Below are 24,972 nucleotides of genomic sequence, written 5' to 3' on the forward strand. Positions count from 1 at the left end.
GAAAGCAAAAAAATACCCGGCATTGCTGCCGGGTACTTTTGATAAACAAAAACAACTCTTTCGAGTGCTTTGTATCTTCTTTGAATTAGGCGTTTTCTTCGCCTTCTTCGTCTTCATCAAAGAATTCGTCGGCAAGAGGAGTTTCCTCGATGCCATAGATTGCTTCGGCTGAAGTAAGGTCTTCACCCTTAACCTGACGCTCTGCTTCATCAGCAGTACGGGCAATGTTAATGGTTACTGTTGCTTCAACTTCAGGATGAAGCGACAGAACGATCTTGTGCAGACCGATGGTCTTGATTGGCGTGTTCAGCTCAACCTGATTACGGTTGATAGAGAAGCCTTCTGCTGTGATCAGATCAGCAATGTCACGGGTCGAAACTGAACCGTAAAGCTGTCCGGTTTCACCGGCAGAACGAACTGCTACGAATGACTTGCCGTCAAGCTTGTCAGCAATTGCCTGAGCTTCTGTCTTGCGCTCAAGGTTGCGAGCTTCGAGCTGTGCGCGCTGGCCTTCAAACTTCTTCTTGTTGGCCTCGTTGGCACGAAGAGCCTTGCCCTGTGGCAAAAGGAAGTTACGGGCAAAGCCGTCCTTGACCTTGACTGTTTCGCCCATCTGGCCGAGGCGGCCAATGCGTTCTAGTAGAATAACGTCCATTTGAGTTGTCCTTATTTGTTAGTGTCTTCAATTATCATTGCTGGGTGGGGTATTGCTTCCTGCTTTCGAAACCGGAGCACTGCGTGACGTGTCGAACAGTCCGGCGACAAGAAAGAAGAAAAGTGTGAACGTAAAAATGATGACCGCGAGATAGGCCAGCCACAACGCTACAGGCCGCCAAGGAGCGCCGCGAGTTCTGGCATGCATGATTGCAAAGCCCGCCAGCAGGAAGCCGGCACCGAGCGCTCCGGCAATTGCTGTCGCAGCGTATCCGATGCCGCCAGGCAGAAAGCATGCTGCGCACGCAATCGCAAAAACAAAAAGACCGGTGCGGGGCATGCGCAATGCGCGCGGCCAATCATCTTTGGGGCGGCGCAATTTACCCGAAGCCGCTGTCAGCCGCAGGGCGATGTGAAGATTTGCGACGATCAGAATAACCCATACAGCGGGTTGAATCGCAGGAAGCGCGCGCACGACGAATTCGGCGAGGCCCTGTGCAACTTCTGCATTTGGCGCAAGTTGTGGATTGGTAACAGCAAGCTGCTGACCGAGGGATTTGATCAAAGCGGACGCAAACTCATCGCCATAGCCGATCAACATGCCGATCGCGATGAAGGCCGCTGCAACAATCAGCGCAAGCCGCAAGAGCGTGTCGGCAAGGGGGTACCAGACATAAGCATCGTTCGGGCCGCCAACTTCAGAGGCAGGGCGAGCAAGACCGGTGAAATAGGCTGCAGCGGCAGCAGGAAGCGCGATGATCAGCACAAGAACGAGTGCTGCTGTCGGCGCTGCAATGACAGACACGATGACCGCCATCGATAGCGCCGCGATAAAACCGGTAGCAGTGCCCCAGCCGAGCGCCGCAACAAAAATGGGAAGGGGAGAGAACAGCAGCAATGCCATGGCAAGCGTCGATTGCGCAATAACGCCAATCGAGAGCAGCGCGGCTGCAAGCCCCGCCAATACTCCAACGCCAAAATCTTTTGCTGTAGGTAACATTTCGCTCGCTGTCCTGCTTGCATAAGCAGTTAGAGGTGGTTTTTAAACCAATGCCTCAACTCGGGTTTTGTTTTTACCAAATCCGCGCCCATCGCGGTTGGTGCATTTCAGATGGAGACAGAGGCGGCGAGTGGACCGCCGCCTCTAATCAATATTACTTCACAACGTATGGCAGAAGGCCAAGGAAACGTGCACGCTTGATCGCCTGAGCGAGTTCGCGCTGCTTCTTCTGGCTTACAGCTGTAATACGCGAAGGAACGATCTTGCCACGCTCTGAAATGTAGCGCGACAGGAGCTTTACGTCCTTGTAGTCGATCTTCGGAGCATTCGCACCCGAGAACGGGCAGGTCTTGCGACGACGATGGAACGGGCGGCGGGTCGGGATCTGATTGATATCAACCATTATTCTGCTCCTTCACCGGCTTCGTCACGTGGACGGCGTGGGCGACGCGGACGGTCGTCATCACGGCCGCCGAACTTGTTGTCATCGCGATCGCGGCGATCATCACGGCGAGCGAGCATGGCCGATTGGCCTTCTTCGTGCTCTTCAACGCGGATCGTCATGAAACGCAGGACGTCTTCGTTGATGCGCTGCTGACGCTCGAGTTCTGCAACAGCTGCTGCAGGAGCAGTGATGTTCAGAAGCGAGTAATACGCCTTGCGGTTCTTGTTGATACGGTATGTGAGAGCACGGAGCCCCCAGCTTTCAATACGCCCGACTGTGCCGCCATTGGTCTCGATGATACCCTTGTACTGTTCTACAAGCGCATCGACCTGCTGCTGCGAAATGTCCTGTCGAGCAAGGAACACATGTTCATAAAGAGCCATTTGTCTTTGCCTTTCTTCGTTAATATTGCCCGGATCAACGGATGAACCTCTGCGAATCTCTCAAGCCGTTGAACGGCGAAGAAAGGACGCGTATGGAGACGATCGAGAGAGGAGACACGGGAGGCTGAAGCTTTTCGCTCCGACGGATTGAAATCCGGCCCTCCGTTCAGCCCCCTGCTGACGCCGGGCAATGAACGAGCGCTCTATACGGGCAAAAGGAAAAAGAAGCAACCGGGCGGAGGGAATTTATCTGGATTACAGTTTTTAACTTCAGGCAAATGTAAGCTTCGGCGAGGGTTCCGGTATAACGCGGCCAAGTTCATTGGCTGCCTCAATCCACGCTTCAATGGCGTCATAAGCATTGTGAACCGCTTCTTCCGGTGTGTCGCCATCACTCATGCAGCCAGGAAGATCTGGGACATATGCACCAAATCCGCCGCCGTCTTCTTCAGTAAGAGCGGAAATAACGACCGGATATTTACGATAGGCCATTCGAGTTCCTTACAGCTTCAATAAACTCAATGAGTTTTCTAATATATACAGGTTTGATTGGCCGTTTAAAAGGGATTGTCAAAATCTCATGCTGAGATGAATGGCTCACCTTATAATGAGAACTGCCAGCGCGTGATTTTTTGCAAACTATAGTAAATTCACCACAAACGGCCTGCACATCTTCAATGCGCCAGTCAGCCCTCGGATTCCAACGCATTTGCTCTAAACGATTACTCATCGACAATACCAACCTCAATTTCGATAGTGATGAGGGAATTGGTGAGTGATAATCAAGTTAACCATTAGTCTAATCCGACTAAGTTGGAGGTGGCGAAGCATCAAAGCTTGACTTCGCGCTTGCTGATAGGCAAACCGCGCGGCACATTGAGCCAAGTTTTATTTGGAGGCGTTTCTATGTCCATAGCATTTACCTTTCCCGGACAGGGAAGTCAGGCCGTCGGTATGGGCAAGGCGCTTGCCGATAATTTTGCGGAAGCCAAGGCCGTCTTTGATGAGGTTGACGACGCTCTGGGTGAAAAGCTCTCTTCGATTATCTGGGAGGGTCCGGAAGAGACATTGACGCTCACCGCCAATGCGCAGCCCGCATTGATGGCTGTATCCATCGCGGTCATTCGCGTGCTGGAGTCAAAGGGTGTCTCACTTAAAGATAAAGTCGCATTCGTAGCCGGTCACTCGCTGGGTGAATATTCGGCGCTATGTGCTGCAGGCACCTTCTCATTGGCGGATACTGCAAGGCTTTTGCGTATCCGTGGCAATGCCATGCAGAAGGCCGTTCCGGCTGGCCAGGGAGCCATGGCTGCGATTATCGGCCTCGAACATTCGGATGTTGAAGCGGTATGTGCCGAGGCATCAGCGCAAGGTCCGGTCCAGATCGCCAATGACAATGGCGGCGGTCAGCTCGTTATTTCAGGTGCAAAGGCTCCGGTTGAGGCAGCGGCGGCACTTGCGTCGGCCAAAGGCGCCAAGCGCGCAATCATGCTGCCGGTATCAGCGCCGTTCCATTCGGCTTTGATGGGTCCAGCGGCGGATGCCATGCGTGAGGCTCTGGCAGCCGTTGCCAAGAATGATCCGATTATCCCATTGATCGCCAATGTCCGGGCTGCGCCTGTCACGTCGGCAGACGAGATTGCCAACCTGCTTGTAGAGCAGGTGACCGGACAGGTCCGCTGGCGCGAAACTGTTGAGTGGTTCGGTTCCAATGGTGTAACCACACTATACGAGATTGGCGCGGGCAAGGTGCTGACCGGGCTCGCACGCCGTATCAACAAAGACATTTCTGGTGTAGCTGTCGGCACGCCGGAAGATATCGATGCGGCTGTAGCCGCCCTGAATGCTTGATGAACGCTTGAATAAAGGAACGCGCAATGTTTGACCTTACAGGCCGCAAGGCTCTCATTACGGGTGCAACAGGTGGGATCGGTGAAGCGATTGCCCGTGCACTGCACGCCCAGGGCGCAATCGTTGGTTTGCACGGCACACGCGTCGAAAAGCTGGAGGCGTTGGCTACCGAACTCGGTGATCGCGTGAAGATTTTCCCGGCAAACCTTTCCAGCCGTGATGAGGTCAAGGCATTGGGCGAAAAGGCGGAGTCCGAACTCGAAGGCGTGGAAATTCTCGTCAACAACGCCGGTATCACGAAAGACGGCCTCTTCGTCCGTATGAGCGATGCCGATTGGGACAATGTATTGGAGGTCAATCTGACCGCTGTGTTCCGTCTCACACGCGAGTTGACGCACCCAATGATGCGCCGCCGCTTCGGCCGCATTATCAACATTACATCCATCGTCGGCGTTACCGGAAATCCCGGCCAGACAAATTATGTGGCTTCAAAAGCTGGCCTCATCGGTTTCTCAAAGTCGCTTGCACAGGAAATCGCCAGCCGCAACGTGACTGTGAACTGCGTTGCCCCGGGTTTCATCGAATCAGCTATGACGGACAAGCTCAACGAGAAGCAGAAGGAAGGCATCATGTCAGCCATTCCGATGCGCCGCATGGGCACAGGCGACGAGATCGCATCATCGGTCGTCTATCTTGCCAGCAATGAAGCTGCATATGTGACGGGCCAGACGATCCATGTAAATGGTGGCATGGCGATGATCTGACCAGTCAGGCCGGGCACCACTGCGTGACTGGTGATTGGATACGGTAACGGCCCCAATCACATTTATGAGATTGAGGCCAAGAATAAAGCGTGATAAGTCGCGCACCAGTTGTGGCATTGAAGCGATTTGCCAAATCGATTAGATGCTCAAGAAATTCCGCAAGGAATAAGCCGCAGGGGTTGGTGTTTTAGCTGTTAAACAGCATTAAACTATCATCTTATTGCTTGATTAGAGTCATCCGTGCCGCTAACCAAGGCATAGGGAAAAACAAACAGGTTGAGGTTTCCACATGAGTGATACTGCAGAACGCGTCAAGAAAATCGTTATTGAACATCTGGGCGTTGATGCCGAGAAAGTCACCGATGGTGCGAGCTTCATCGACGATCTGGGCGCAGACAGCCTTGATACTGTCGAGCTCGTGATGGCTTTTGAAGAAGAATTCGGCGTTGAAATTCCGGATGACGCTGCTGAAACGATTTTGACTGTCGGCGATGCCGTCAAGTTCATCGACAAAGCACAAGCCTGATTTTTTGTTATGCCTGGCAGCGCATGAGTGAAAGAAACGGCGTAAAGCCTTTCTCATTCATGCGTTCAAGGGATACAACCATGTCGCATATGATAATTAAGGATCGGCCATGAGGCGCGTTGTCATAACCGGCCTTGGGCTGGTTTCTCCTCTCGCATCCGGTGTTGAGCTCACTTGGTCAAGGCTTTTGGCCGGCCAGAGCGGTGCCCGGCGCGTTACAGAATTCGATGTCGAAGATTTGCCTTGCAAGATTGCCTGCCGTATTCCGGTTGGTGATGGCACAGACGGTACCTTTAATCCCGATGAGTGGATGGAACCAAAGGACCAGCGCAAGGTTGATCCATTCATTATTTACGCTGTTGCAGCTGCCGATCAGGCACTGGCCGATGCCAAGTGGGCGCCGGAAAGCGACGAAGATCAAATCCGCACTGGTGTTCTTATAGGTTCGGGTATTGGCGGTCTGGAAGGTATTGTCGAGGCTGGCTATACGCTGCGCGACAAGGGTCCGCGCCGGATTTCTCCTTTCTTCATTCCTGGCCGCCTGATCAACCTTGCTTCCGGTCAGGTATCCATCAAGCACAAGCTCCGCGGACCAAACCATTCGGTGGTTACCGCCTGCTCGACAGGTGCGCACGCCATTGGTGATGCGGCCCGTCTGATTGCCTTTGGTGATGCTGATCTGATGGTGGCTGGCGGAACGGAATCCCCGGTCAGCCGTATCTCGCTCGCCGGTTTTGCCGCCTGCAAGGCACTTTCCACAGAACGAAATGATGACCCTACAGCGGCTTCGCGCCCTTATGACAGGGACCGCGATGGTTTCGTCATGGGTGAGGGCGCGGGTATCGTTGTCCTTGAAGAACTGGACCATGCATTGGCTCGCGGCGCAAAGATTTACGCTGAAGTCATCGGTTATGGCCTGTCGGGTGATGCTTATCACATCACTGCTCCTTCGGAGAGCGGCGAGGGTGCGCAGCGCTCCATGGAGATGGCCCTCAAGCGTGCAGGCATCACGCCAGATGATATCGACTACATCAACTCGCACGGTACATCGACTATGGCCGACACGATTGAGCTTGGCGCGGTAGAGCGGGTTGTCGGTGATGCCGCATCGAAAATTTCGATGTCGTCGACGAAGTCGTCAATCGGCCATTTGCTCGGTGCTGCTGGCTCAACGGAAGCTATCTTCTGTGTTCTGGCGATTCGCGATAACATCGCCCCGCCGACGCTCAATCTGGACAATCCGTCTGTTGAAACCAAAATCGATCTGGTTCCGCACAAGGCGCGTGAACGCAAGATCGATATTGCCCTGTCCAATTCCTTCGGGTTTGGCGGGACTAACGCTTCGCTTGTTTTGCGGCGTTATCAACAGTAATCGAATTGATGGCGAAGGCGCTTGCCGCCTTCGCCATATTACAGTCGATTTTAGCGCATAGTGCCTGAATCACCTTTGATTTGAGCTGGACTATGCGACCATCTGCAAAGTTGTCGTTCCCCTCGTTTCAACCGGGTGCACGGCAAAATAACCGCTAATACGTCCCGAGGTGCTTGCGTGAGTTCAGATCAGCAATCTGGAGAGACAAACGGTTCCGGTACTCCGGAGCGTAAGCCTATTGTCCCGCAGTCGGCGTCTGAAGCTTTGCGGCCGGAGCCGGGCACTCCACCTCCTGCCCCAAAGCGTCGTTCGCGCCGCGCACGCAGTCAGATCGTTGTTTTTGCAAACTTCATGTTGTCACTCGTGGTGCTTGTGGTGCTCGCGGCTGCTGCCGTGGTGTATTTTGGCAAAGTTGAGTTCAACGAAGCCGGTCCGACCGATGTAACGACGAATTACGTTGTGAAAAGCGGCACAGGCATTGTTGAGATCGCTGATGGCCTTGAGCGCCGTGGGATCATCTCGGATGCCCGTGTCTTCAAGTATGGCGTGCAGGCGTATGGCTATCAGGGCGATATGAAGGCCGGCGAATATGAGATCAAGGCGCATGCATCCATGCGCGAAATCATGGAGCTGCTGCGCAGCGGCAAGTCGGTTTTGCACTCGCTTACCATTCCCGAGGGATTGACCGTCGAACAAATATTCCAGCGCATGAGTGAAGATGATGTGCTGACCGGTAATCTCCCGACTATTGCGCCAAGCGAAGGTTCTCTTTTCGCCAATACCATGCGGTTTTCGCGCGGCACGACGCGTGAAGAGCTGGTGAAGAAGATGCAGGCTGACCAGAAGAAGCTTGTGGAGGATATTTGGGAGCGCCGCGATCCAGACGTACCGCTGAAGACGATAGAAGAGTTCGTCACACTCGCATCTATTGTCGAGAAGGAGACAGGCAAGGCTGATGAACGTCCACGCGTCGCGTCGGTCTTCATCAATCGCCTTAACAAGCGTATGCGCCTGCAATCGGACCCGACGATCCTCTACGGCCTCTTCGGTGGTAAAGGCCGTCCTGCAGATCGCCCGATCTTGAAGTCGGATATCGAGAAGCCGACGCCCTATAACACTTATACGATCAATGGTCTTCCACCGGGCCCTATTGCAAATCCCGGCCGTGATGCTCTGGAAGCTGTCGCGCATCCATCGCAGACGACAGACCTTTATTTCGTTGCCGATGGCACCGGCGGGCATGTTTTTGCCGCAACGCTCGAAGAGCACAATGAGAACGTCAAACGTTGGCGCGAGGTCGAAAAGAACAGACTTGATGAAGCTGCAAAAGCAGCCACCGGGGATAAGAATGCCGTGCCTGTCGAGAGCGGCGTCGCAAACTAGTCGGATACAACGCCGGGCTAAGGGGGAGACATATGTCATTGCAGAGCATGACGGGTTTTGCCCGTCACCTCCGGACCTTTCCGGGGGTGCAGATTTCGTGGGAAATCAAGTCCGTTAATGGCAAGGGGCTGGATATTCGTTTCCGCCTGCCATCGGGTTTTGAGGCGATCGATCAAAAAGCCCGGGCACTTTTCGGCCAGCATTTCAAGCGCGGCAATTTTCAAGCCGCATTGACTGTCGACAAGACGGAGGGTGCAGCAAAGCCCGTTGTGAATCGGCCATTGTTGGAAGAACTGGCGTCAATTGCCGGGCGCCTGCGTGATGAGTTCAATCTCGCTCCGTCCACCCCTGAAGGCCTGATGGCCCTGCGCGGTGTACTCGAGGTGCCGCAGGATATCATCATGCCTGAAGCTCAATCACAGCTTGATGATTCTGCTTTGGCGGTCCTTGAAGAAACACTCGTGCAGCTTGCACAAAACCGCCGGGCGGAGGGCAGTGCGCTTGGCGAGATATTGAAACGGCAGGTTTCAAGCATCGAGGACTTGGTTGAAAAGGCAAAGCGCGATCCAAGTCGTTCACTTGAAGCGGTAAAGAGCAGGCTTACTGCACAGGTTGCGCTTTTGCTCGATGCTGCTCCAGCCCTTGATGAGGCGCGGCTGCACATGGAAGCCGCGTTCCTGGCAACGAAGGCTGACATTCAGGAAGAACTTGATCGCCTCGAAATGCATATAGCATCAGCGCGCCTGCTTTTGGCCGACGGCAATAGTGTCGGACGGAAGCTCGATTTTCTGACACAGGAATTTAACCGGGAAGCGAATACACTTTGCTCAAAGGCAAACGCGGCTTCGATCACAACCATAGGGCTTGACCTTAAGGCCGTTGTAGATCAATTGCGCGAGCAGATACAGAATTTGGAGTAGATATGCTCAACGCTATCAAAAGACGCGGACTTATGCTGGTGCTTTCGTCGCCATCCGGTGCCGGCAAATCGACCATTGCCAGGTTGCTGCTCAACGACAAAGAGAAGCTTGAACTGGCCCTGTCAGTCAGCGTCACAACACGAGCACGCCGCCCCAGCGAGATCGAGGGTGTCCACTATCATTTCATCTCGGTCCGTGAATTCGAGCGGTTGCGCGACAGCGATGAACTGATTGAATGGGCGGAAGTGCATGGCAATTTTTACGGTACGCCGCGCGAAGCAGCGGAAAATGCGCTTGCCGACGGTCAGGATATGCTTTTCGACATTGATTGGCAGGGCGCGCTGCAATTGCAGGAAAAGATGAAGGGTGATGTTGTCAGCATTTTTATCCTGCCTCCTTCCATGGCGGATCTGAAAGTGCGATTGCATCGCCGCGCCGAAGATTCGGAAGAAGTTATTGACATGCGCCTGCGTAATGCGCGCAACGAAATCGAGCGCTGGCGTTCGTATGATTACGTCATCGTCAACAAGGATCTGGATCGCGCCTATAATCAGGTTCAGTCGATTGTTACCGCCGAGCGCCTGCGCCGGGATCGGTCTCCCGGCCTATTCGATTTCGTCAATGGTCTGCTGGAAGAAAAGCTCTAAAGTGCGTTGGCGAGTGCTACGAACTCGTCGATTGACAGTGTTTCAGCGCGCCGCGTGGGATCAATGCCGGCTTTGGCCAGAAGAGCCTCGCCGCCAAGCGATTTGACGCTTTGGCGCAGCATTTTCCGGCGCTGGCCAAACGCAGCCTGCGTAACCTTACCCAAAACCCCAGCATCGCATGCCAGAGGTGTCTGCCGGGGCACCAGATGCACCACTGAAGAGGTAACCTTCGGCGGAGGGGTGAATGCCTGCGGAGGTACGTCGAACGTTATTCTGGCCTCTGTACGCCAGCCTGCAAGCACACCCAGTCGCCCATAGGAGTCCGAGCCCGGCCTCGCGACGATGCGTTCGGCCACTTCGCGTTGAAACATCAGGGTGAGGGATGAGTAAAATGGCGGCCAAGGCTCTGCCAGCAGCCAGCCAACAAGCAATGGCGTCCCGACATTATAGGGCAGGTTCGCGACGATCTTTATGTCTCCATTGCCTGCCAAAGCAGCAAAATCAGTCTCCATGGCATCGCCCGGGATCACACGAAGACGTCCCGGATAGTGATCGGAGATTTCCTGCAGGGCGGCCAGACAACGTTCGTCGCGTTCGATGGCTATTACATTGGCGCCTTGTGCCAAGAGTGCCCGGGTCAGGCCGCCGGGGCCGGGGCCGACTTCGATCACCGTCTGCCCGCCCAGATCACCCGCTTGTCGGGCGATTTTCGCTGTCAGATTAAGATCGAACAGAAAATTCTGACCGAGCGATTTTCGCGCCATCAATTCATGGCGTTCGATGACCTCGCGTAAAGGTGGAAGGCTGTCGATACTCATGTGACCAGTGTTTCTTTTCTGTTTGATGCAAGTTGATCAGCAAGCCGAAGCGCCGCGATCAGGCTGTCAGGTTTGGCTTTCCCGCTACCAGCAATATCGAATGCCGTGCCATGATCTGGTGAAGTGCGAATGAAAGGCAGTCCCAGTGTAACGTTCACACTATCATCGAATCCAAGCGTTTTAGCCGGTATAAGTGCCTGATCATGATACATGCAAATTGCCACATCGTAGGTTGCCCGGGCTGCAGCATGGAACATGGTATCGGCGGGCAAGGGCCCGCGCGCGTCAATACCCTCTCCACGAAGAATATTCACCGCGGGCCGGACGATTGTTTCATCTTCAGTTCCCATGCTCCCGCCTTCGCCCGCATGCGGATTAAGCCCGGCAATTGCAAGCCTTGGCTCGACAATGCCAAACTGGTTTTTGAGTGCTGATGCGGTAATACGCGATATTTCTACGATTGCTTGTGTGTTGAGAACGAGAGGCACCTGAGCAATGCCGATATGGATAGTGACCGGAATTGTTCGCAGCAATGGACCTGCGAGCATCATCACCGGCGTTACTTCATGGCCGAGATGAATGGCTGCAAGATGCGCCAGAAACTCCGTATGACCCGGAAAACGGAACCCGGCATCGTAAAGTGGTTTCTTTGCGATAGGGCAGGTGACGACGGCACGGGCCTCTCCGGAGAGGCTTAACCCAACAGCGCGTTCGATAGCCTCAATCGTTCCAGCGGCATTTTCCGCCAGTGGCACTCCCGGGCGATCAACCTGCATATTTTCAAGGGGAACAACCGGGAGCGCCTTTGCAAAGATATCCTGTGCATTTGCCGGTGTTGTCACTGCGATAGGACACTGCTGGCCTGTGAGCCTTGCACGTGCCTCAATCAGCGTCGGATCGGCGAGCAGAAAGAATGGAGCGAGGTTCAGCTCTTCGCGTTTCAACCAACTGGCAATAGCTATTTCGGGTCCAATACCCGAGGGGTCGCCGCAGCTTACAGCGATGGCAGTCATAGGCAGCCCCGTATTCTGTGAGGTAGGCATGCCAAGGGCTAGCCTTATTCGTTGGTAATCTTCGCTTTCGCGCGCAGATCATCAAGATATTTCTTGTCAACAGCCTCAGCCGTCGCATCTCCCTTGCCGCTATTCTGCTCTTGCGCAAATACCATACGGGCCACACGATCATCCGAAACCTGACGTGTCGCACAAACGCCAAGATATTCAACGCCTTTGTCCGTATCTTGTATGGAAGTAGCCTGGCCAACCGCTGTGGACTTTATCTTGTCGGCCCATTCAGGCGGCAGTTCCTGTTCGATGAACTTGCCAAGATCGCGAACAGTCACATCAAGTGTGCCTTTTGCGATATCCCGCGTACCGTCACAACCATTGAACTTGGCGCGCATGGCATTGGCTTCGCCGCGCCGCTTTGCGATACTGTCACGCTTGTTTGCCGGTACGACGAAAATTACCTGCTGAAGCTGATACTCGGTAGAAACGGGTTTCTTGCCGCCATCCTTGAGCATTCGCTGAACGGCATCCTGCTCAGTGAACTTTGCACCGCCCTGCGAACGGTTACGTTGGGCGAGTGCCCGACCCCAGCTCATCTGGATGCGGATATATTCTTTGAAATGCTGGGCGGTCACACCAGACTTGTCCAGAACTGTGTTGAGCTGCGCCAACGTCATTTTGTTGTTGGTGGCAAAGCGCTCGAACGCTTCATTGACTTCGCTGTCACCGACAAGGAGATTGAGACGCCGTAGTTCCTGGCGCTTCAAGGCTTCTTCGGTCAATTCTTCCTTTGCATCGCCTTTTTTACGCTGCAACTTGATGAACGCGGCACGCCGGGAGATATCGTAATCGGTGATAGGGGCACCGTTGACAACAACTTTGATTTCGCTTGCGGCTGCTGGTAATACCGTCCCGATCGTGAGACTTGAGCCGATTACGGCAAACAAAGCCGCTGCAACAATATGGTTCCTCGCCATCATTCCTAACTATCCAATCATTGTCCGCTCATAACGAGCGGGCTGTAGCCTTAGCGCTCTGGTGTTCGTTTTTTTTCGTTACTGTCGCTTTACTAAGGCAAAAGCATGACTGACCGCAAGAGCGGTCGTCAGATGTAAGGGTCAGATACCGCCAATATCGACTGGTTCCCCAACGCCCCAAAGCGTTCTAAATGAGATATTGAACCCGAATGTCGTTGTTTTTTCACGCTCAATATTGCGGACAGCAACTGGTTGTTCCTGCTGATAATACATGCTGTAGGTGAAGCATTCATCGTCGTAGGCGATAGCTGCCTTGCGTTTTACCAAAGTCTCGGAAACGAGATCGTAGGTTCCGGAGCCGAGAAGACGCCAGTTCGGCGTTAGCTTGGCAGAGCCGCCAACAGTCACTTCATGGCGATCGTCAGGGAATCCATAGGTTTCCTGTTTGTCGATGAAGGCGTACTTGACAAAAGCCGTACCAAATTTGCCTTCAGTCGTACTGGCAACTTCCGCACGACGAACGTCGAATGTGTCCTTGTCGAAGCGCCCACCGGTCGTCACATTGAACCGGCCGTAATTGGCGCCGATCATGGCAACATAGTCGGAGCGGTCATCTTCAAGACCAGATTCTGCACCAACATTGACGAAGTCATTGGTATCGAAAGAGTTTTGCCCCGCAATGTGGAAGGATTGGCCGGCAATACCGTTCAGCGACCAGCCGTTATTGAATGTGCCGGAATATCTGAAGCCAAGATTGACGCGTGTGCCACCTTCAACGCGGTCATAGCCGGAGAACTTGTCACGCTCAAACAGGCTGGAAGCGTCAAATACAAAGCTCTGTGCGTCTTCATTCGGCATCTCGCCAGCATAGGGTTCATTATTGCGAATGAAAAGCTGGGCTGTTGGTTCGAGCACATGCGTCGAACTGGTCGTCGAGAACAGGATAGGCCACCGGGCCTCAAGACCGGCAGTGGCTATGCCGCGGAATGCTTCAGAGCGCACCACACCAACCGTGTCGGAATCGACATACATCCCATCTCCACGCAGAGCGAGAAGGGGAGTTATAACCAGACCGTTGGGTGCGATGAATGTACGCTTCCACTCAGCTTCGGCGGTTAGTCGTCCATTGCTACCTTCTACACCGGAAATATAGCCGACCCGATTTTCGGCACTGTAGCCGTTGCTACCGCTTGTCCTTTCGCGATGCAGGGATTGCAGATTCACGTCAAAGTTCAATTCCCCGCCTGCAACCGACTGCGTAGGCGTATAGGCATAATCCAGACTTGGCATTACCCAAGGCTGTCTTGCTTCCTGTGCGTTGGAGTTAGAATTACCGATCGCTTCCTGGACGAGGAAGTTATAGAAACGTAGATCAAAATAATTGCGATCATTGATACCCGTCAGGTAAACCTGATTGGTAATATTATAAGCGTCATAATCATCAATGCCATATCGATAGGCAAATGCCTTGTCCGATTGAGCCATTACGTTCCAGCCGACAGTCCAGCGAGGATTGATTTTCAAAGCGCCTTTTGATGCAATCATCCCTCGTCCGGTATTTTCACGATCAACATTATAGTCGTCTAAATCGTCGCGCCTATCGTTGTAGCGAAATGCATCAGGATCTCGCTGACTGATGCCTGCAACTTTGATCGAGTATTCGCCATTTGTCAGGCGGTGGCGCCATTCAGCCTCACCCAGAAACCCCTGCTTGCTGTAATAAGTGCCCGTCAGCGTCAGGTCGTAATTGGGAGCCAGTGCCCAGAAATAAGGAACCGAAACGCCGGAACCCAGGTCACTTTCGTGCTTGTAGCTCGGAATGAGGAAGCCACTTTTGCGCTTGACCGTCGGATCGGCAATTTCAAAGGCTGGCAGGAAAGCCAATGGCATGCCAAACATCTCGAAGCGGCCGCGTTCAAAACGGATCGTCTTCTTTTTGCCGTTCCACACTATCTTCTGTGCACGAACCTGCCAGAGAGGAGCTTTGTCCGGCTTTGCGCGGCAAGGCTCACAGGCAGTATATATACCGTTGTTAAAGGTTGTAATTTCGCCGCCAATGCGCTCCGCGCTTTCAGCTGCAAATCTCGTATTGTCAGCGGATTCAACGCGCAGGGCATTAACGAAGCCTTCGCGGAAATCATCGGTGACATCAAGGTTTTCGGCATAGATGCGGTTGCCGTCTTTTTCAACGATCTCAACCTTGCCCATAGCCTTCAGGCGACCGGTTTTCTGATCGTAGGTAACCTGTCGTGCTACAAGCCGGTTTCCGTCATAGTCGATCTGTACGCCGCCGACAGCAGAAATTGTCTTGGCGTTGATATCATAGACAAGTTCATCCGATTCCAAAAGCAATTGGGCATTCGGATTCGTCTGGACATTACCAAGGATCGCATCATTGGTTTGGGCATAGGCTGGGAGTGAAATCCCGCCCGCAAGGCATAGCACTGCCGTCCCGCACAACAGACGTGCGAGCCACGACGGTAACACCGAGCGCGTTACATTCAATCCCACTCTAACCATCCTCCTTGTGCAACAGAAAGGAGACCCCAAAAAATGTTGCAATCAACACGGGTGTCCATGCGGCAATGAAAGGCGGAACGAATCCCGCATTACCAAATGCCTTGACTACAACAGTGACGACATAAAGCACGAAGCCCGCAAGGACGCCACCCAGAATCATCGTCCCGGATTGTCCAAATCGAACAAATTTCAACGAAACTGTCGCAGCGATTAAAGTCATCGCCATCAACAATGCCGGTAAAGCCAGCAAAGACTGGAAATGCATGTCAAAACTGTTGGCCGAATAACCGAAAGAACGAGCTGCGGCAATTTTGTTACGCAGCTCGAAAAAAGGAATTGTTTCTGGCTTGGCGAGGCTTTCTTCAACGAATTCAGGGCGAAGATGCGTCGGGATGCGCACAGAAGGCTGTGGTGCGGGCGTTTCGCCAAGGACGAATTTCGTCACATTGTTGAGTTCCCAGTATCCATCTTTGAGGTCTGCCGTCCGGGCATCGAGACGCTCCTGAATGTCCTGATTCTTGTCCAGACGGATGAAAGTTGCATCAACCAATCGTAAACCACGATTGACGATAGATTTGGCGCCGATGATCGTTTCGCCATCTTCGGTCTTCTGCCGCAGCCATGGCACACGGTCTGTGCCAACATCATTGGCTTTCCCGGAACGCCAGTTTGCCGTGATCTGCTCGCTTTTCTCGTAACCGTGGGCGGCGAGGGGATTTACCAGCAAAATAGCGATCAGACCGAAAAGCAAAGCGCCAGCGCATGCGGGCAGAAGAAATTGCCATGCCGAAACACCAACGGAGCGCGCAACAACAAGTTCGTATTTGCGATTCAGCGAGATGAGTGTCGCCATTGCCGAAAACAGGGCAATGAACGGGAAAACCTGCTGCATGATGAAAGGAATACGCATCGCCGATATACCGAACGCCGCAAGCGGAGAGTAGTCGGGCAAAGATGACAGTTTGCCGGACAGTTCGGTGAAATCCAGTATAAGCGCCAATGCGAAGCTGCCCAGCAGGAAATATGCTGTGATTGTCACATACCGCAGGAAGAAATAGCGACCCAGCGTCCAGCCTATCATTTGCGGTGGCCTCCGCGTTTGCGCCGGAATAGCCTGGTGCTTTCGCCAGCCAAGGCTTCCTGTCTGGCCGCGAAGTTTGCCTTGATCCATTTTGTCCAGCTGTCGGGCAGGCCGACTTGCCGGTTGGTTACGAGGGCATAGGTGGCGGCGAGACCCGCGAACAGCGGTATCGCGACCAGCAATGGCAGCAGGTCTGCATTCTTGTTGGTGTTTTGACCTGTCGAATAGGCCAGCCAGAATACAACCAGGCTGAGCGTAATAGCGGTAAATGATGCAGAAATTCTTGCTTCGCGATGCGAGCGGGAGTCAGCTGCCGCGGCTAGTGCAATCAGCGCGAACACGAAGGCATAGCTCCACTCGGTGAACCTCTTGTATATTTCGGACGTGAACCGCAACGGATTGCCCTGATACTGCTTGTCATTGGGGTCCGGGTTCAACAATTCATCCAATGGGCGGTCTTTCGCAAAAATGGTCGGCTCTTTTTCATCGGCGGCCAAAAACGCTGCCAGATCAAGTGCATATGTATTGAACTTGATGATGGAAACATTACCGGTATTTACGTCGCGACGGTCAATTTCGCCATCTTTCATAACCAGCAGGCTCTGGGTGCCTGTTTCGACAACCAGACCTTCCTTGGCATAATAGATCAGGTCGGTCGTTGGATCACGGGAATCGGAAACGAACAGCCCCTTGATGGACCCGTTGGCGTCGCGTGCCTCAATCTGGATATAAAGGTTGTCGGCCAACTCCTGAAAAGCACCCTGCTGCACCACAAGATTGACGACGTCGGCATTCGCATCGGCAATCATCTGGCGCATATTGAGGCTGGAGTAGGGGGCAATGAAGTTCGCTATCACGAAAGATGATATCGAGATGAATGCGGCGAAAAGCAGAACCGGACGAATCACTGCCGAACGTGGCGCACCCGCTGCATTGATGACAACGAGTTCGGAGTCCTGATTCATCGTTGAAAGTGTCTGGGTAACAGCAATTACCAACGCAAAGGGCATCACAAGCGGAAAGGCTGAAGGGAGCAGGTTGGAACTGAATTTGAGAATATAGAAGAAGCTTTGTCCGCTGGTCGTCAGGAAGTTGATGCGTCCGAGCACCTGGACAATCCAGGTCACGCCGACTGCGGAAAGCAGGACAGCAAAAAACATGACGACGATCCGTCGCAAGATATATATCTCAATCAGGCGCATGTCATGTTTCGCAAGAAGAGTTCCGCCACCTTGTTTAACTACCGGACCGGAAAGACCGGTTGTTCAGTTTATCCCATGAACCCCATGGAATTTTGGGACGAACCCGTTACGTGTTCTATATACCGACTTTAGTTTCAATCTAGTCAGGCTTGGCTAAAAATAGGCGAAGAAAGCTGGTTAACAAGGTGTTAGTCCACATCCTTCGTTGAGTCCCTTATTTCATCACGTTTGATAAATAAGAAAATCACGTTTTGTTCAATCCGGAGATATCATGTCCAAACGCCCATCCATCAGTTTTGCAAAGCACGCGCCAATCGAAGGCAACACCGCCATTCTGCTGGTCAATGCTGAAGGCAAAGTCGCTGCAGAGGCCGAATCCATTATTGGTGCTGCTGTGCTGTCGCGTATCATCAATGTCTCGGATTTCAAGGGAAAACTGGCTTCAGGCATTTCCACAATCGCTCCCGCAGATACTCAACTCGATCGGCTGGTGCTGATAGGAGCGGGTGATCCAGACAAACTTAAGGCCGATGATTGGCTGAAAATAGGCGGCGCTGCTCTGTCGAAGATCGCCGGTGTGAAAAACATATCGGTGGTTCTGGCTCTTCCCGATACGGAAATCACAGCCGAAAAGGTGGCTGAGTTTGCGCTTGGCATGCTGTTACGCTCCTACAGCTTCAACAAATACAAAACGAAAAAGAACAAGGATGGCGAAAAGGATTATCATTCCGCACGCATAACGATCCATGTGGCTGATCCGCAGGCGGCCAAAAAAGCCTTTGCTCAGGTAGAGGCTGTAGCGGAAGGTGTGATTCTGGCGCGCGATCTGGTCAATGAGCCCGCCAATATGCTCGGGCCCATCGAATTTGCTGAACACGTCGAAGAACTGAAAAAGCTCGATGTGAAGGTCGAAATTCTTTCCGAAAAAGATCTGAAAAAGCTCGGCATGGGCTCACTGCTCGGTGTTGCGCAAGGATCATCCCGCCCGGCACGTCTGGCGGTCATGCAATGGAATGGCGGCAAGAGCAAAGATCAGCCCATCGCATTTGTCGGTAAGGGCGTTACCTTCGATAGCGGCGGTCTTTCAATCAAGACAGCTGGCGGCATGGAGGAAATGAAGGGGGATATGGGCGGTGCTGCTGCGGTTACCGGTCTCATACACGCGCTGGCCACCCGCAAGGCCAAGGTAAATGTCGTTGGTGTCATTGGTATCGTGGAAAACATGATCAATGGTGAGGCACAGCGCCCGGGCGACATCGTAACGTCCATGTCGGGCCAGACCATTGAGGTGCTTAACACTGATGCCGAGGGGCGTCTCGTCCTCGCAGATGCGCTGTATTACTGCAATGACCGTTTCAATCCGAAGTTCGTGATAAATCTTGCGACGTTGACCGGCGCGATCATGATTGCGCTTGGCCTGCACCACGCGGGTCTTTTCTCCAATGACGACGCACTGGCTGACCAGCTTCTGGAAGCGGGCAAGACTACGGGCGAAAAGCTGTGGCGCATGCCGCTCGGGCCGGAATATGACAAGCTTCTGGACACCAAAAATGCTGACATGAAGAATATCGGCGGTCGGTATGGCGGTGCAATCATTGCTGCGCAGTTTTTGCAGCGGTTTGTCGGCAATACGCCTTGGGCGCATCTCGACATTGCGGCAACGGCGATCGGTGCTCCCACCAATGAGTACAGCCAGTCTTGGGCTTCGGGCTTCGGTGTGCGGCTTCTAGATCGACTGGTCCGGGATAACTTCGAAAGCTGAGCATGAACATCAAGCTCTATGGAACGCCTGATAGCGTGTATGTGCGCATCGTCAGGCTTGTCCTTCTTGCAAAGGGGGCCAGGTTCGCAATGGTAGAGGCGGACCCTTTCGAAGGAGGCAGCCTGCCGTTTGATTACAATCAGCGGCATCCTTTCAAGAAAATTCCCGCGATAGAAATCGATGGTTTCCGTCTCTATGAGACAGATGCCATCGTTCACTATATCGACGCCTTGATTGACCATCCGAAATTGATACCGTCATCTGCAAGCGATGCGGCGCTGATGCGGCAGCTCATGCGAATTGTCGATGCGTATGCCTACCGGCCATTGGTCTGGGGGCTTTATGTTCCGATCTATTGGCGTGATGGGCTTGCACCGACTGACGAGGCGATTGCTCAATCTCGGCAAGTGCTGGGTGTTATCGAGGGGATCATTGAAAATTCGCCGGCGGCTGGTTTTGCAACTCCAACCTTGGCTACATTTTACATGCTGAGCGTCCTTGCGGCAGCGGATACAGTGGACCCCGGCACCGCGCTGATTGACGAGAAGCCACGCTTACGGGAATGGTGGGATTCGATGCGTGTGTCTGACGATATGGTCAAGACACGGCCGAACTGCATGAAATACTGATACACGGGACGAAATGACCGAAATCCTCTTCTATCATCTGACTGAATCGACGCTGGAAAATGCATTGCCGGGGCTTGTCGAGCGTTCTCTGGACCGGAAGTGGAAAGTTGTGATCCAGACCGGGTCGGAAGAACGGCGTGACAGCCTCGACAATCATTTGTGGACCTGGTCGGATTCATCTTTTCTAGCCCACGGCACGGATCAGGAAGCAAATCCTGAAGAGCAGCCTGTTATCCTGACAACCAGCGATGGCAATCCGAATGCGGCAACGGTCCGGTTTCTGGTCGATGGCGCCATTCCAAGTGATGCTGAAAACTATGAGCGGCTCATTCTCATGTTTGACGGCCATGACCAGCAGCAGCTTGAGCAAGCCCGGGCACAGTGGAAACTGTTGAAAGACCAAGGCCATGCACTGACTTATTGGCAGCAGAATGCTGAGGGGCGCTGGGAGAAGAAGGCTTGAGGGGGCGTTGATGCGTTTTATATTCCTTTTTCTCTTGGTTGTTGGCGTTGTTTTTGGAATTGGTGCGCCTTGGTTTGCATTGAATTTTTCCGGCGAGGAAATTGGAACCTGGCGCGTTTATGACCGTCCAGGTCCTTACAAACCGGTTACGGTAAGTTTGAAGGCAGAGGATGCTCCGATCCGTGCATTTGTCGATATGCAGACAATCCGTAATTTTATCCCGACGACAAGCCGGACCGCGCTTACCGCCGTTGTTACCCATAATGGCAAGGACGTTCTGGTTGAGACGTTGAATTACACCGGCTCAAAGGCCACGAACAGAGGCTCGCCGCAGGGTCAGCAGATTTATCGCGATGATATCGGGGATATCGATCCCGCCGAAGATGGCGACTATGTCTTCACAGTCGGGCCCGGAGATTTTGACGGGCTCGAAGTTGCGCATGTGGACGTTGTACTGCGCAAGAACGCCAAGATGGTTGATCGCCGGATCATGCCCGCAGGCATCGGTTTGATCGTCATTGGCATCGCAGGGTTGTTGTTTCTGCGCCGCCGTCGCAAGGCAATAGCTCCCGCTGCCCCGCCGCCACCTAAATGGGGCAGGTGATGACCGGTCAGACTGCGATATTTCCTGGCATGGTCACGCAAAGGCTACGCTTGCGGCGGTTCGAGGCGAAAGATGACAAAGGCCTTCATGCCTGTCTCGGCGATCGCGAATTGGTACAATACTGGGATTTTGCGCCTTGCAGGAATATTCAGGAAACGCGGGGCTGGGTTCGCGCTCTTGCGAAAGTGGCGCAACCGGAAGATGCGATAGCCTGGGCCGTGGCTGACATAAAAACTGATGAATGCATTGGAATGGTCAATTACCACCATCGCGAGGCGTATAGCCGCAAACTGGAGATAGGTTACATTCTTCAGGCAGAATATCATGGCCGCGGCCTGATGACCGAGGCTGTCCAGAAAGTCATGACACACTGTGTCCAGCAGCTAAAAACAAGGCGTATCGCAGCGATTATCCATCCAGACAACGCACCATCAATCCGACTGGCAACACGGCTCGGTTTCGAGTTTGAAGGTGGGCCGTTGCGCGATTATTGGCGGGTAGGTGACAGCTTTATGAGCCCGATTGTCTATAGCTTCATCGCAAGCTGATCGTTTCGCTCAGGTCTTGCTGTGATCGTATAGGCACAACGCCGTGCGCCCTTGAGGATGTGCTCAAAGCGCTTGACTTCGACATCCGGTCCAAGCGCAGCCTGAAAGACTTCAAGCTCCGACCGGCATAGCTTCTGGCACGCTTTTGCGGCAACGCATATTGGACAATGGTTCTCCACGAGAACAAGATTTCCGTTGGTATCCCGGGTGCTCGCGGCCATATATCCTTCCGCCGAACGAATGGCTGCAAGCTGTTCCACTTTGGCTTCGAGACTCTCAATTGGCTCCAGTGCCAGCTGGTATTGGTTGAGTGTTGCCTGCTCACGGTGTGAAATAAGCTGGTCCAACCCGGCTTCGCCGAAAACCGCTGATATCGAGGCAATGAGATCTCTTGTCAGACCGGCGTGATTGTCCGGAAACTGCGCGTTGCCAGTATCCGTCAAATGCCAGAACCGTTTCGGTCTGCCTACGCTTTCGCGGCTGTCCTCATAATCGACAAGTCCGGATTCATGTAACCGCCCAAGCATCTGACGAACCGCAACAGCAGTAATATCCAGACGCTCCGCCAAGGCCGTTGCCGTTTGGGCGCCGGACACTTTCAACGAATAAAGCATGCGATTTGTGGTGCGATCCTGCATGCTGGCAATATAGGGATAAAAATTAAAAAAGCTATTGCTTGTTTTATTCAGAGGAATATAAAAACAAAAAACTTGTTTAATTGAGGAAATGCCATGAGTGATCCTGCTCAAACCGGCGATGCGCGCTGGTCCGAACTCCTGACTGCCAACTATTCCGCAGCCACAACAACGTTATGCCTTGGTGTCGCTCTCTTTGCGTTTAACGGGTTTCTCGTCTCGACTTCGCTTCCCACTGCCGTGGGGGAAATCGGCGGTATCGAACTTATTTCATGGGCCTTTACTCTCTATCTGGTGTTTTCCATTGTTGGCGGCGCCAGTGGAGCGTTGTTGAAAGCGCGTTTTGGCTCGCGAACAGCGCTTGTTGGCTCAGCGTTGGTTTTCCTCGCAGGTACATTGATTGCGGCCTTCGCGTCTTCCATGACCGAAGTTCTGGTTGGCCGTGCACTGCAAGGGGTGGGCGAGGGTATTATAGCCGCCACCTGTTACGCGCTGATCCCTGAGCTTTTTCCATCCCGGCTTGTTGCCAAGGTTTTTGGCGCGGAGGCCGTCGTTTGGGCAGTTGCAGCGTTTGGCGGTCCGCTAGTTTCGGGAATGCTGACAGAGCATCTTTCGTGGCGCGCTGCATTCCTCGTCAATGTTCCATTGGGCTTGATATTCATTGCATTGACGTTTCGCATTGTTCCGCGTTTTTCCGGTGAAGTGCAGCGCTTGAGCGTGCCGTTCCTGCGGCTATCCGCGATTGGCGCGGGAATCATGCTCGTTGCGCTTGCCAGCATCATGCAGACCGTACCAATGGAAGTACTTTTCGTCGCCGGTGCAGCTATAGTCCTGACCTCTGTCGTAGCCATAGACCGCCGAAGCGACAAACCGCTCTTTCCGTCCGATGCTTTCGCGTTCAATTCTACAGTAGGTATCGGCCTCTGGATTGTCTTGTTGATGCCGGTCGCACAGGCGGCTACTTCGGTCTATCTGGTGATGACTTTGCAGAACCTTTGGGGCTACGGCCCAACCAAGGCGGGTGCTTTCAGCGCAACTTTTGCCATCGCATGGAGCCTGTTTGCCATTCTCGTCGCCAATATTCAGGACCCGCGCCGCCGTGCATGGATGATCCGCCTCGGACCAACACTGCTTGTCAGCGGTCTCGCAATCATCGTTTTTGGTTTCTCACTCGATAAACCGCTGGTTGTTATGCTTGGTCAGATATTGATCGGAACAGGTTTCGGCATAAGCTGGGGTTTTCTCAGCCAGACAGTCATGGAAGCTGCCAAAAGTGGCGAGCGTGACCGCGCCTCAGCCTTGTTGCCAACCCTCCAGTCTGCTGGTTACGCCATCGGCGCTGCCGTATCGGGTCTCGCCGCCAATGCGGTCGGCTACCCTTCGGCAACAACGCCGGATGCATTGCAGGAAGCCTCGATCATGATTTTCGCGGTATCGACGATCATCGGATTGGGTGCGTTGATTGCAGGCTACGCTTTGCCGCTGCGTAAAAAGACAATGCTTGCCATAGATCTTCCCAAGCTTTGAAAGGCTTCCAAGGGTTCAGCCTATACTGAACCTGAGGAAAATCCGGGAGAGGGGGCGATTCCGACCTGCAAGCCCCCTCTCTTGGACCAATTTGAACGCTGTGTACGAAGCTAATCAGGAAGCCGCTTGAGAATATCCCGGCCGATGGGTTTTACGGGTCCGCTGCGCAGCACAAGCGAAGTCGTCACAGCGCCATAACGCGCAATGGAATCGACGATGGTTTCAAGCTCTCCCGGTGTAGGCACAAGTGCCTTCAAAAGGAAGCAGTCTTCGCCGGTGAGCCTTAATATCTCAATGATATGCGGCATCGCGGCAAATGCCTTGAGGCAAGGCGCAATATTCTCATGTGTTGTGCGCAAACGAATAATCGCCATCATGCCGAGCCCGAGTTTTGCTGCGTCCACCTTTGCACAATAGCCCGTTATGATACCGCGCTCTTCCAGCCGTTGTAGGCGTTCGGATGTAGCTGGCTGCGATAAGCCAATGCGGCGCCCCAGCTCGGAAACAGATATCCGCCCGTCCTCCTGCATGATCTCGATAATTGCCAAGTCGGTCGGGTCCAGCTGTTTCAAGATTAAAACCTTTAGTTTATCGGTTTAGGCATGCTTTCTCCGATGGATCATCATGTCAATCACGTCCTTCGCACGCCAGAATATTCAACTTCATTATTGAATTCAGGAGTTATGAATGGACGATATAATTATGCTCCCGGGTAGTGGTGGATCAGGCCCAACACACTGGCAGACGCTTTGGCAGGAAAAGAACGAGGGGATTAGCCGATTTGCACCGAACTCCTGGGATCAGGTGGAACTTGATGACTGGATCAGAGCGCTTGATCGCGCTGTCGAGGCGACTGCCCGACCACCGGTACTTGTGGCGCATAGTCTTTCATGTCTGCTGGTTTCATACTGGGCGGCAAGAACAAATCACACCGTTGCCGGGGCGTTTCTGGTTGCAGTACCCGATCCGCAGTCAGCCGCCTATCAGGCCGAAGATGCCTCATTGGCAGGTTTTACCAATCCGCCAATTGCTCCGCTGCCTTTCCCCGCATTGATCCTTGCAAGCGACAATGATCCGTTTGGCAGCATGGAATACGCCAATATGCGCAGTCAGCAATGGCATGCACCATTGATCAATGTCGGGTCGGTCGGTCATATCAATAGCGCCAGCAATCTTGGAGCTTGGCCGCAAGGTTGGGCATTGCTGACTGCATTCAGAGCAGGGATCGCCCATCATTGAAGGAAATCTGATCTG

General features: G+C 53.4%; 27 protein-coding genes. 14 read left to right on the plus strand and 13 right to left on the minus strand.

From position 1 onward, the window contains the following. Window positions 1–85: 85 nt before the first annotated feature. The 5 genes from rplI to ABKW30_RS25250 form a co-directional block, all read right to left on the minus strand. Window positions 86–655: a 50S ribosomal protein L9 gene (gene rplI, locus ABKW30_RS25230; RefSeq protein ID WP_348601702.1), complete on the minus strand. Its 570-nt coding sequence runs from the start codon at window positions 653–655 to the stop codon at window positions 86–88. Window positions 656–682: 27 nt separating this feature from the next. Next, window positions 683–1,654: a DUF2232 domain-containing protein gene (locus ABKW30_RS25235; protein ID WP_348601703.1), complete on the minus strand. Its 972-nt coding sequence runs from the start codon at window positions 1,652–1,654 to the stop codon at window positions 683–685. Window positions 1,655–1,808: 154 nt separating this feature from the next. Beyond that, window positions 1,809–2,057, minus strand: a complete 249-nt coding sequence (rpsR, locus tag ABKW30_RS25240; protein ID WP_008128538.1) for a 30S ribosomal protein S18 — start codon at window positions 2,055–2,057, stop codon at window positions 1,809–1,811. Beyond that, window positions 2,057–2,482, minus strand: coding sequence for a 30S ribosomal protein S6 (gene rpsF, locus ABKW30_RS25245; protein ID WP_008128537.1), 426 nt, complete (start codon window positions 2,480–2,482; stop codon window positions 2,057–2,059). Before rpsF ends, rpsR begins: the two co-directional genes overlap by 1 nt. 270 nt (window positions 2,483–2,752) lie before the next feature. Further along, window positions 2,753–2,974, minus strand: a complete 222-nt coding sequence (locus ABKW30_RS25250; RefSeq protein ID WP_348601704.1) for a type II toxin-antitoxin system HicB family antitoxin — start codon at window positions 2,972–2,974, stop codon at window positions 2,753–2,755. A 414-nt stretch (window positions 2,975–3,388) separates the two neighbouring features. Here ABKW30_RS25250 and fabD point away from each other — a divergent pair, with 414 nt between their 5' ends. The 7 genes from fabD (at window position 3,389) to gmk (ending at window position 9,945) form a co-directional block, all read left to right on the plus strand. Continuing rightward, on the plus strand, window positions 3,389–4,333 hold the full coding sequence (fabD, locus tag ABKW30_RS25255) for an ACP S-malonyltransferase (protein ID WP_348601705.1): 945 nt from the start codon (window positions 3,389–3,391) through the stop codon (window positions 4,331–4,333). Between the two features lie 26 nt (window positions 4,334–4,359). Further along, entirely contained in the window at window positions 4,360–5,097 is a 738-nt protein-coding gene (fabG, locus tag ABKW30_RS25260) for a 3-oxoacyl-[acyl-carrier-protein] reductase (RefSeq protein ID WP_348601706.1), read from the plus strand. 289 nt (window positions 5,098–5,386) lie between these two features. After that, on the plus strand, window positions 5,387–5,623 hold the full coding sequence (locus ABKW30_RS25265; RefSeq protein ID WP_008128530.1) for an acyl carrier protein: 237 nt from the start codon (window positions 5,387–5,389) through the stop codon (window positions 5,621–5,623). Window positions 5,624–5,732: 109 nt separating this feature from the next. Then, window positions 5,733–6,995: a beta-ketoacyl-ACP synthase II gene (fabF, locus tag ABKW30_RS25270; protein ID WP_348601707.1), complete on the plus strand. Its 1,263-nt coding sequence runs from the start codon at window positions 5,733–5,735 to the stop codon at window positions 6,993–6,995. A 177-nt stretch (window positions 6,996–7,172) separates the two neighbouring features. Next, the gene (gene mltG / locus ABKW30_RS25275; RefSeq protein ID WP_348601708.1) at window positions 7,173–8,378 is read left to right on the plus strand and encodes an endolytic transglycosylase MltG; all 1,206 of its coding nucleotides are present in this window, start codon (window positions 7,173–7,175) and stop codon (window positions 8,376–8,378) included. Window positions 8,379–8,410: 32 nt separating this feature from the next. After that, the gene (locus tag ABKW30_RS25280; protein WP_348601709.1) at window positions 8,411–9,298 is read left to right on the plus strand and encodes a YicC/YloC family endoribonuclease; all 888 of its coding nucleotides are present in this window, start codon (window positions 8,411–8,413) and stop codon (window positions 9,296–9,298) included. A 2-nt stretch (window positions 9,299–9,300) separates the two neighbouring features. Further along, entirely contained in the window at window positions 9,301–9,945 is a 645-nt protein-coding gene (gmk, locus tag ABKW30_RS25285; protein WP_348601710.1) for a guanylate kinase, read from the plus strand. On the opposite strand, the gene rsmA is transcribed toward gmk, so the two are convergent. The 6 genes from rsmA to ABKW30_RS25315 form a co-directional block, all read right to left on the minus strand. Beyond that, window positions 9,942–10,763 (minus strand): 16S rRNA (adenine(1518)-N(6)/adenine(1519)-N(6))-dimethyltransferase RsmA, encoded by an 822-nt coding sequence (rsmA, locus tag ABKW30_RS25290; protein ID WP_348601711.1) that lies wholly within the window; start codon window positions 10,761–10,763, stop codon window positions 9,942–9,944. The two genes, gmk and rsmA, sit on opposite strands and share 4 nt — an antisense overlap. Further along, window positions 10,760–11,776, minus strand: coding sequence for a 4-hydroxythreonine-4-phosphate dehydrogenase PdxA (pdxA, locus tag ABKW30_RS25295; protein ID WP_348601712.1), 1,017 nt, complete (start codon window positions 11,774–11,776; stop codon window positions 10,760–10,762). Before pdxA ends, rsmA begins: the two co-directional genes overlap by 4 nt. 44 nt (window positions 11,777–11,820) lie before the next feature. After that, window positions 11,821–12,750: a peptidylprolyl isomerase gene (locus ABKW30_RS25300; RefSeq protein ID WP_348601713.1), complete on the minus strand. Its 930-nt coding sequence runs from the start codon at window positions 12,748–12,750 to the stop codon at window positions 11,821–11,823. A gap of 138 nt (window positions 12,751–12,888) precedes the next feature. After that, complete coding sequence (locus ABKW30_RS25305; protein WP_348601714.1) at window positions 12,889–15,258, minus strand: LPS-assembly protein LptD; 2,370 nt, start codon at window positions 15,256–15,258, stop codon at window positions 12,889–12,891. A 1-nt stretch (window position 15,259) separates the two neighbouring features. Next, window positions 15,260–16,348 carry an LPS export ABC transporter permease LptG gene (gene lptG, locus ABKW30_RS25310; RefSeq protein WP_348601715.1) on the minus strand — a complete coding sequence of 363 codons (1,089 nt, stop codon included), beginning with the start codon at window positions 16,346–16,348 and terminating at the stop codon, window positions 15,260–15,262. Beyond that, window positions 16,345–17,550 (minus strand): LptF/LptG family permease, encoded by a 1,206-nt coding sequence (locus ABKW30_RS25315; protein ID WP_348601716.1) that lies wholly within the window; start codon window positions 17,548–17,550, stop codon window positions 16,345–16,347. Before ABKW30_RS25315 ends, lptG begins: the two co-directional genes overlap by 4 nt. 271 nt (window positions 17,551–17,821) lie before the next feature. On the opposite strand from ABKW30_RS25315, the gene ABKW30_RS25320 reads away from it, so the two are divergent. The 5 genes from ABKW30_RS25320 to ABKW30_RS25340 are packed head-to-tail and all read left to right on the plus strand — an operon-like array spanning window position 17,822 to window position 21,556. Then, window positions 17,822–19,312: a leucyl aminopeptidase gene (locus tag ABKW30_RS25320; RefSeq protein WP_348601717.1), complete on the plus strand. Its 1,491-nt coding sequence runs from the start codon at window positions 17,822–17,824 to the stop codon at window positions 19,310–19,312. 2 nt (window positions 19,313–19,314) lie between these two features. Next, window positions 19,315–19,941: a glutathione S-transferase family protein gene (locus ABKW30_RS25325; RefSeq protein WP_348601718.1), complete on the plus strand. Its 627-nt coding sequence runs from the start codon at window positions 19,315–19,317 to the stop codon at window positions 19,939–19,941. 13 nt (window positions 19,942–19,954) lie between these two features. Beyond that, window positions 19,955–20,404 carry a DNA polymerase III subunit chi gene (locus tag ABKW30_RS25330; protein WP_348601719.1) on the plus strand — a complete coding sequence of 150 codons (450 nt, stop codon included), beginning with the start codon at window positions 19,955–19,957 and terminating at the stop codon, window positions 20,402–20,404. Window positions 20,405–20,414: 10 nt separating this feature from the next. Then, on the plus strand, window positions 20,415–21,008 hold the full coding sequence (locus ABKW30_RS25335; RefSeq protein WP_348601720.1) for a hypothetical protein: 594 nt from the start codon (window positions 20,415–20,417) through the stop codon (window positions 21,006–21,008). After that, the gene (locus ABKW30_RS25340) at window positions 21,008–21,556 is read left to right on the plus strand and encodes a GNAT family N-acetyltransferase (protein ID WP_348601721.1); all 549 of its coding nucleotides are present in this window, start codon (window positions 21,008–21,010) and stop codon (window positions 21,554–21,556) included. The genes ABKW30_RS25335 and ABKW30_RS25340 overlap by 1 nt, the downstream gene beginning before the upstream one ends. On the opposite strand, the gene ABKW30_RS25345 is transcribed toward ABKW30_RS25340, so the two are convergent. Beyond that, window positions 21,535–22,194 (minus strand): metalloregulator ArsR/SmtB family transcription factor, encoded by a 660-nt coding sequence (locus tag ABKW30_RS25345; protein WP_348601722.1) that lies wholly within the window; start codon window positions 22,192–22,194, stop codon window positions 21,535–21,537. The genes ABKW30_RS25340 and ABKW30_RS25345 overlap by 22 nt on opposite strands. A 93-nt stretch (window positions 22,195–22,287) precedes the next feature. Here ABKW30_RS25345 and ABKW30_RS25350 point away from each other — a divergent pair, with 93 nt between their 5' ends. Beyond that, entirely contained in the window at window positions 22,288–23,718 is a 1,431-nt protein-coding gene (locus ABKW30_RS25350; protein ID WP_348601723.1) for an MFS transporter, read from the plus strand. A 110-nt stretch (window positions 23,719–23,828) separates the two neighbouring features. Here ABKW30_RS25350 and ABKW30_RS25355 read toward each other — a convergent pair whose 3' ends face one another. After that, window positions 23,829–24,290 carry an Lrp/AsnC family transcriptional regulator gene (locus ABKW30_RS25355; protein ID WP_348601724.1) on the minus strand — a complete coding sequence of 154 codons (462 nt, stop codon included), beginning with the start codon at window positions 24,288–24,290 and terminating at the stop codon, window positions 23,829–23,831. A gap of 115 nt (window positions 24,291–24,405) precedes the next feature. On the opposite strand from ABKW30_RS25355, the gene ABKW30_RS25360 reads away from it, so the two are divergent. Further along, complete coding sequence (locus ABKW30_RS25360; RefSeq protein ID WP_348601725.1) at window positions 24,406–24,957, plus strand: alpha/beta hydrolase; 552 nt, start codon at window positions 24,406–24,408, stop codon at window positions 24,955–24,957. Window positions 24,958–24,972: the final 15 nt, after the last annotated feature.

The sequence above is a fragment of the Phyllobacterium sp. SB3 genome (assembly GCF_040009165.1).
GTDB lineage: Bacteria > Pseudomonadota > Alphaproteobacteria > Rhizobiales > Rhizobiaceae > Phyllobacterium.

What these genes read in the sequence shown, in the direction of transcription:
- rplI (WP_348601702.1), bottom strand. Translation starts at nt 655, where the DNA reads ATGGACGTTATTCTACTAGAACGCATTGGCCGCCTCGGCCAGATGGGC.
- ABKW30_RS25235 (WP_348601703.1), bottom strand. Translation starts at nt 1,654, where the DNA reads ATGTTACCTACAGCAAAAGATTTTGGCGTTGGAGTATTGGCGGGGCTT.
- rpsR (WP_008128538.1), bottom strand. Translation starts at nt 2,057, where the DNA reads ATGGTTGATATCAATCAGATCCCGACCCGCCGCCCGTTCCATCGTCGT.
- rpsF (WP_008128537.1), bottom strand. Translation starts at nt 2,482, where the DNA reads ATGGCTCTTTATGAACATGTGTTCCTTGCTCGACAGGACATTTCGCAG.
- ABKW30_RS25250 (WP_348601704.1), bottom strand. Translation starts at nt 2,974, where the DNA reads ATGGCCTATCGTAAATATCCGGTCGTTATTTCCGCTCTTACTGAAGAA.
- fabD (WP_348601705.1), top strand. Translation starts at nt 3,389, where the DNA reads ATGTCCATAGCATTTACCTTTCCCGGACAGGGAAGTCAGGCCGTCGGT.
- fabG (WP_348601706.1), top strand. Translation starts at nt 4,360, where the DNA reads ATGTTTGACCTTACAGGCCGCAAGGCTCTCATTACGGGTGCAACAGGT.
- ABKW30_RS25265 (WP_008128530.1), top strand. Translation starts at nt 5,387, where the DNA reads ATGAGTGATACTGCAGAACGCGTCAAGAAAATCGTTATTGAACATCTG.
- fabF (WP_348601707.1), top strand. Translation starts at nt 5,733, where the DNA reads ATGAGGCGCGTTGTCATAACCGGCCTTGGGCTGGTTTCTCCTCTCGCA.
- ABKW30_RS25280 (WP_348601709.1), top strand. Translation starts at nt 8,411, where the DNA reads ATGTCATTGCAGAGCATGACGGGTTTTGCCCGTCACCTCCGGACCTTT.
- gmk (WP_348601710.1), top strand. Translation starts at nt 9,301, where the DNA reads ATGCTCAACGCTATCAAAAGACGCGGACTTATGCTGGTGCTTTCGTCG.
- rsmA (WP_348601711.1), bottom strand. Translation starts at nt 10,763, where the DNA reads ATGAGTATCGACAGCCTTCCACCTTTACGCGAGGTCATCGAACGCCAT.
- pdxA (WP_348601712.1), bottom strand. Translation starts at nt 11,776, where the DNA reads ATGACTGCCATCGCTGTAAGCTGCGGCGACCCCTCGGGTATTGGACCC.
- ABKW30_RS25300 (WP_348601713.1), bottom strand. Translation starts at nt 12,750, where the DNA reads ATGATGGCGAGGAACCATATTGTTGCAGCGGCTTTGTTTGCCGTAATC.
- lptG (WP_348601715.1), bottom strand. Translation starts at nt 16,348, where the DNA reads ATGATAGGCTGGACGCTGGGTCGCTATTTCTTCCTGCGGTATGTGACA.
- ABKW30_RS25315 (WP_348601716.1), bottom strand. Translation starts at nt 17,550, where the DNA reads ATGCGCCTGATTGAGATATATATCTTGCGACGGATCGTCGTCATGTTT.
- ABKW30_RS25320 (WP_348601717.1), top strand. Translation starts at nt 17,822, where the DNA reads ATGTCCAAACGCCCATCCATCAGTTTTGCAAAGCACGCGCCAATCGAA.
- ABKW30_RS25325 (WP_348601718.1), top strand. Translation starts at nt 19,315, where the DNA reads ATGAACATCAAGCTCTATGGAACGCCTGATAGCGTGTATGTGCGCATC.
- ABKW30_RS25330 (WP_348601719.1), top strand. Translation starts at nt 19,955, where the DNA reads ATGACCGAAATCCTCTTCTATCATCTGACTGAATCGACGCTGGAAAAT.
- ABKW30_RS25335 (WP_348601720.1), top strand. Translation starts at nt 20,415, where the DNA reads ATGCGTTTTATATTCCTTTTTCTCTTGGTTGTTGGCGTTGTTTTTGGA.
- ABKW30_RS25340 (WP_348601721.1), top strand. Translation starts at nt 21,008, where the DNA reads ATGACCGGTCAGACTGCGATATTTCCTGGCATGGTCACGCAAAGGCTA.
- ABKW30_RS25345 (WP_348601722.1), bottom strand. Translation starts at nt 22,194, where the DNA reads ATGCAGGATCGCACCACAAATCGCATGCTTTATTCGTTGAAAGTGTCC.
- ABKW30_RS25350 (WP_348601723.1), top strand. Translation starts at nt 22,288, where the DNA reads ATGAGTGATCCTGCTCAAACCGGCGATGCGCGCTGGTCCGAACTCCTG.
- ABKW30_RS25360 (WP_348601725.1), top strand. Translation starts at nt 24,406, where the DNA reads ATGGACGATATAATTATGCTCCCGGGTAGTGGTGGATCAGGCCCAACA.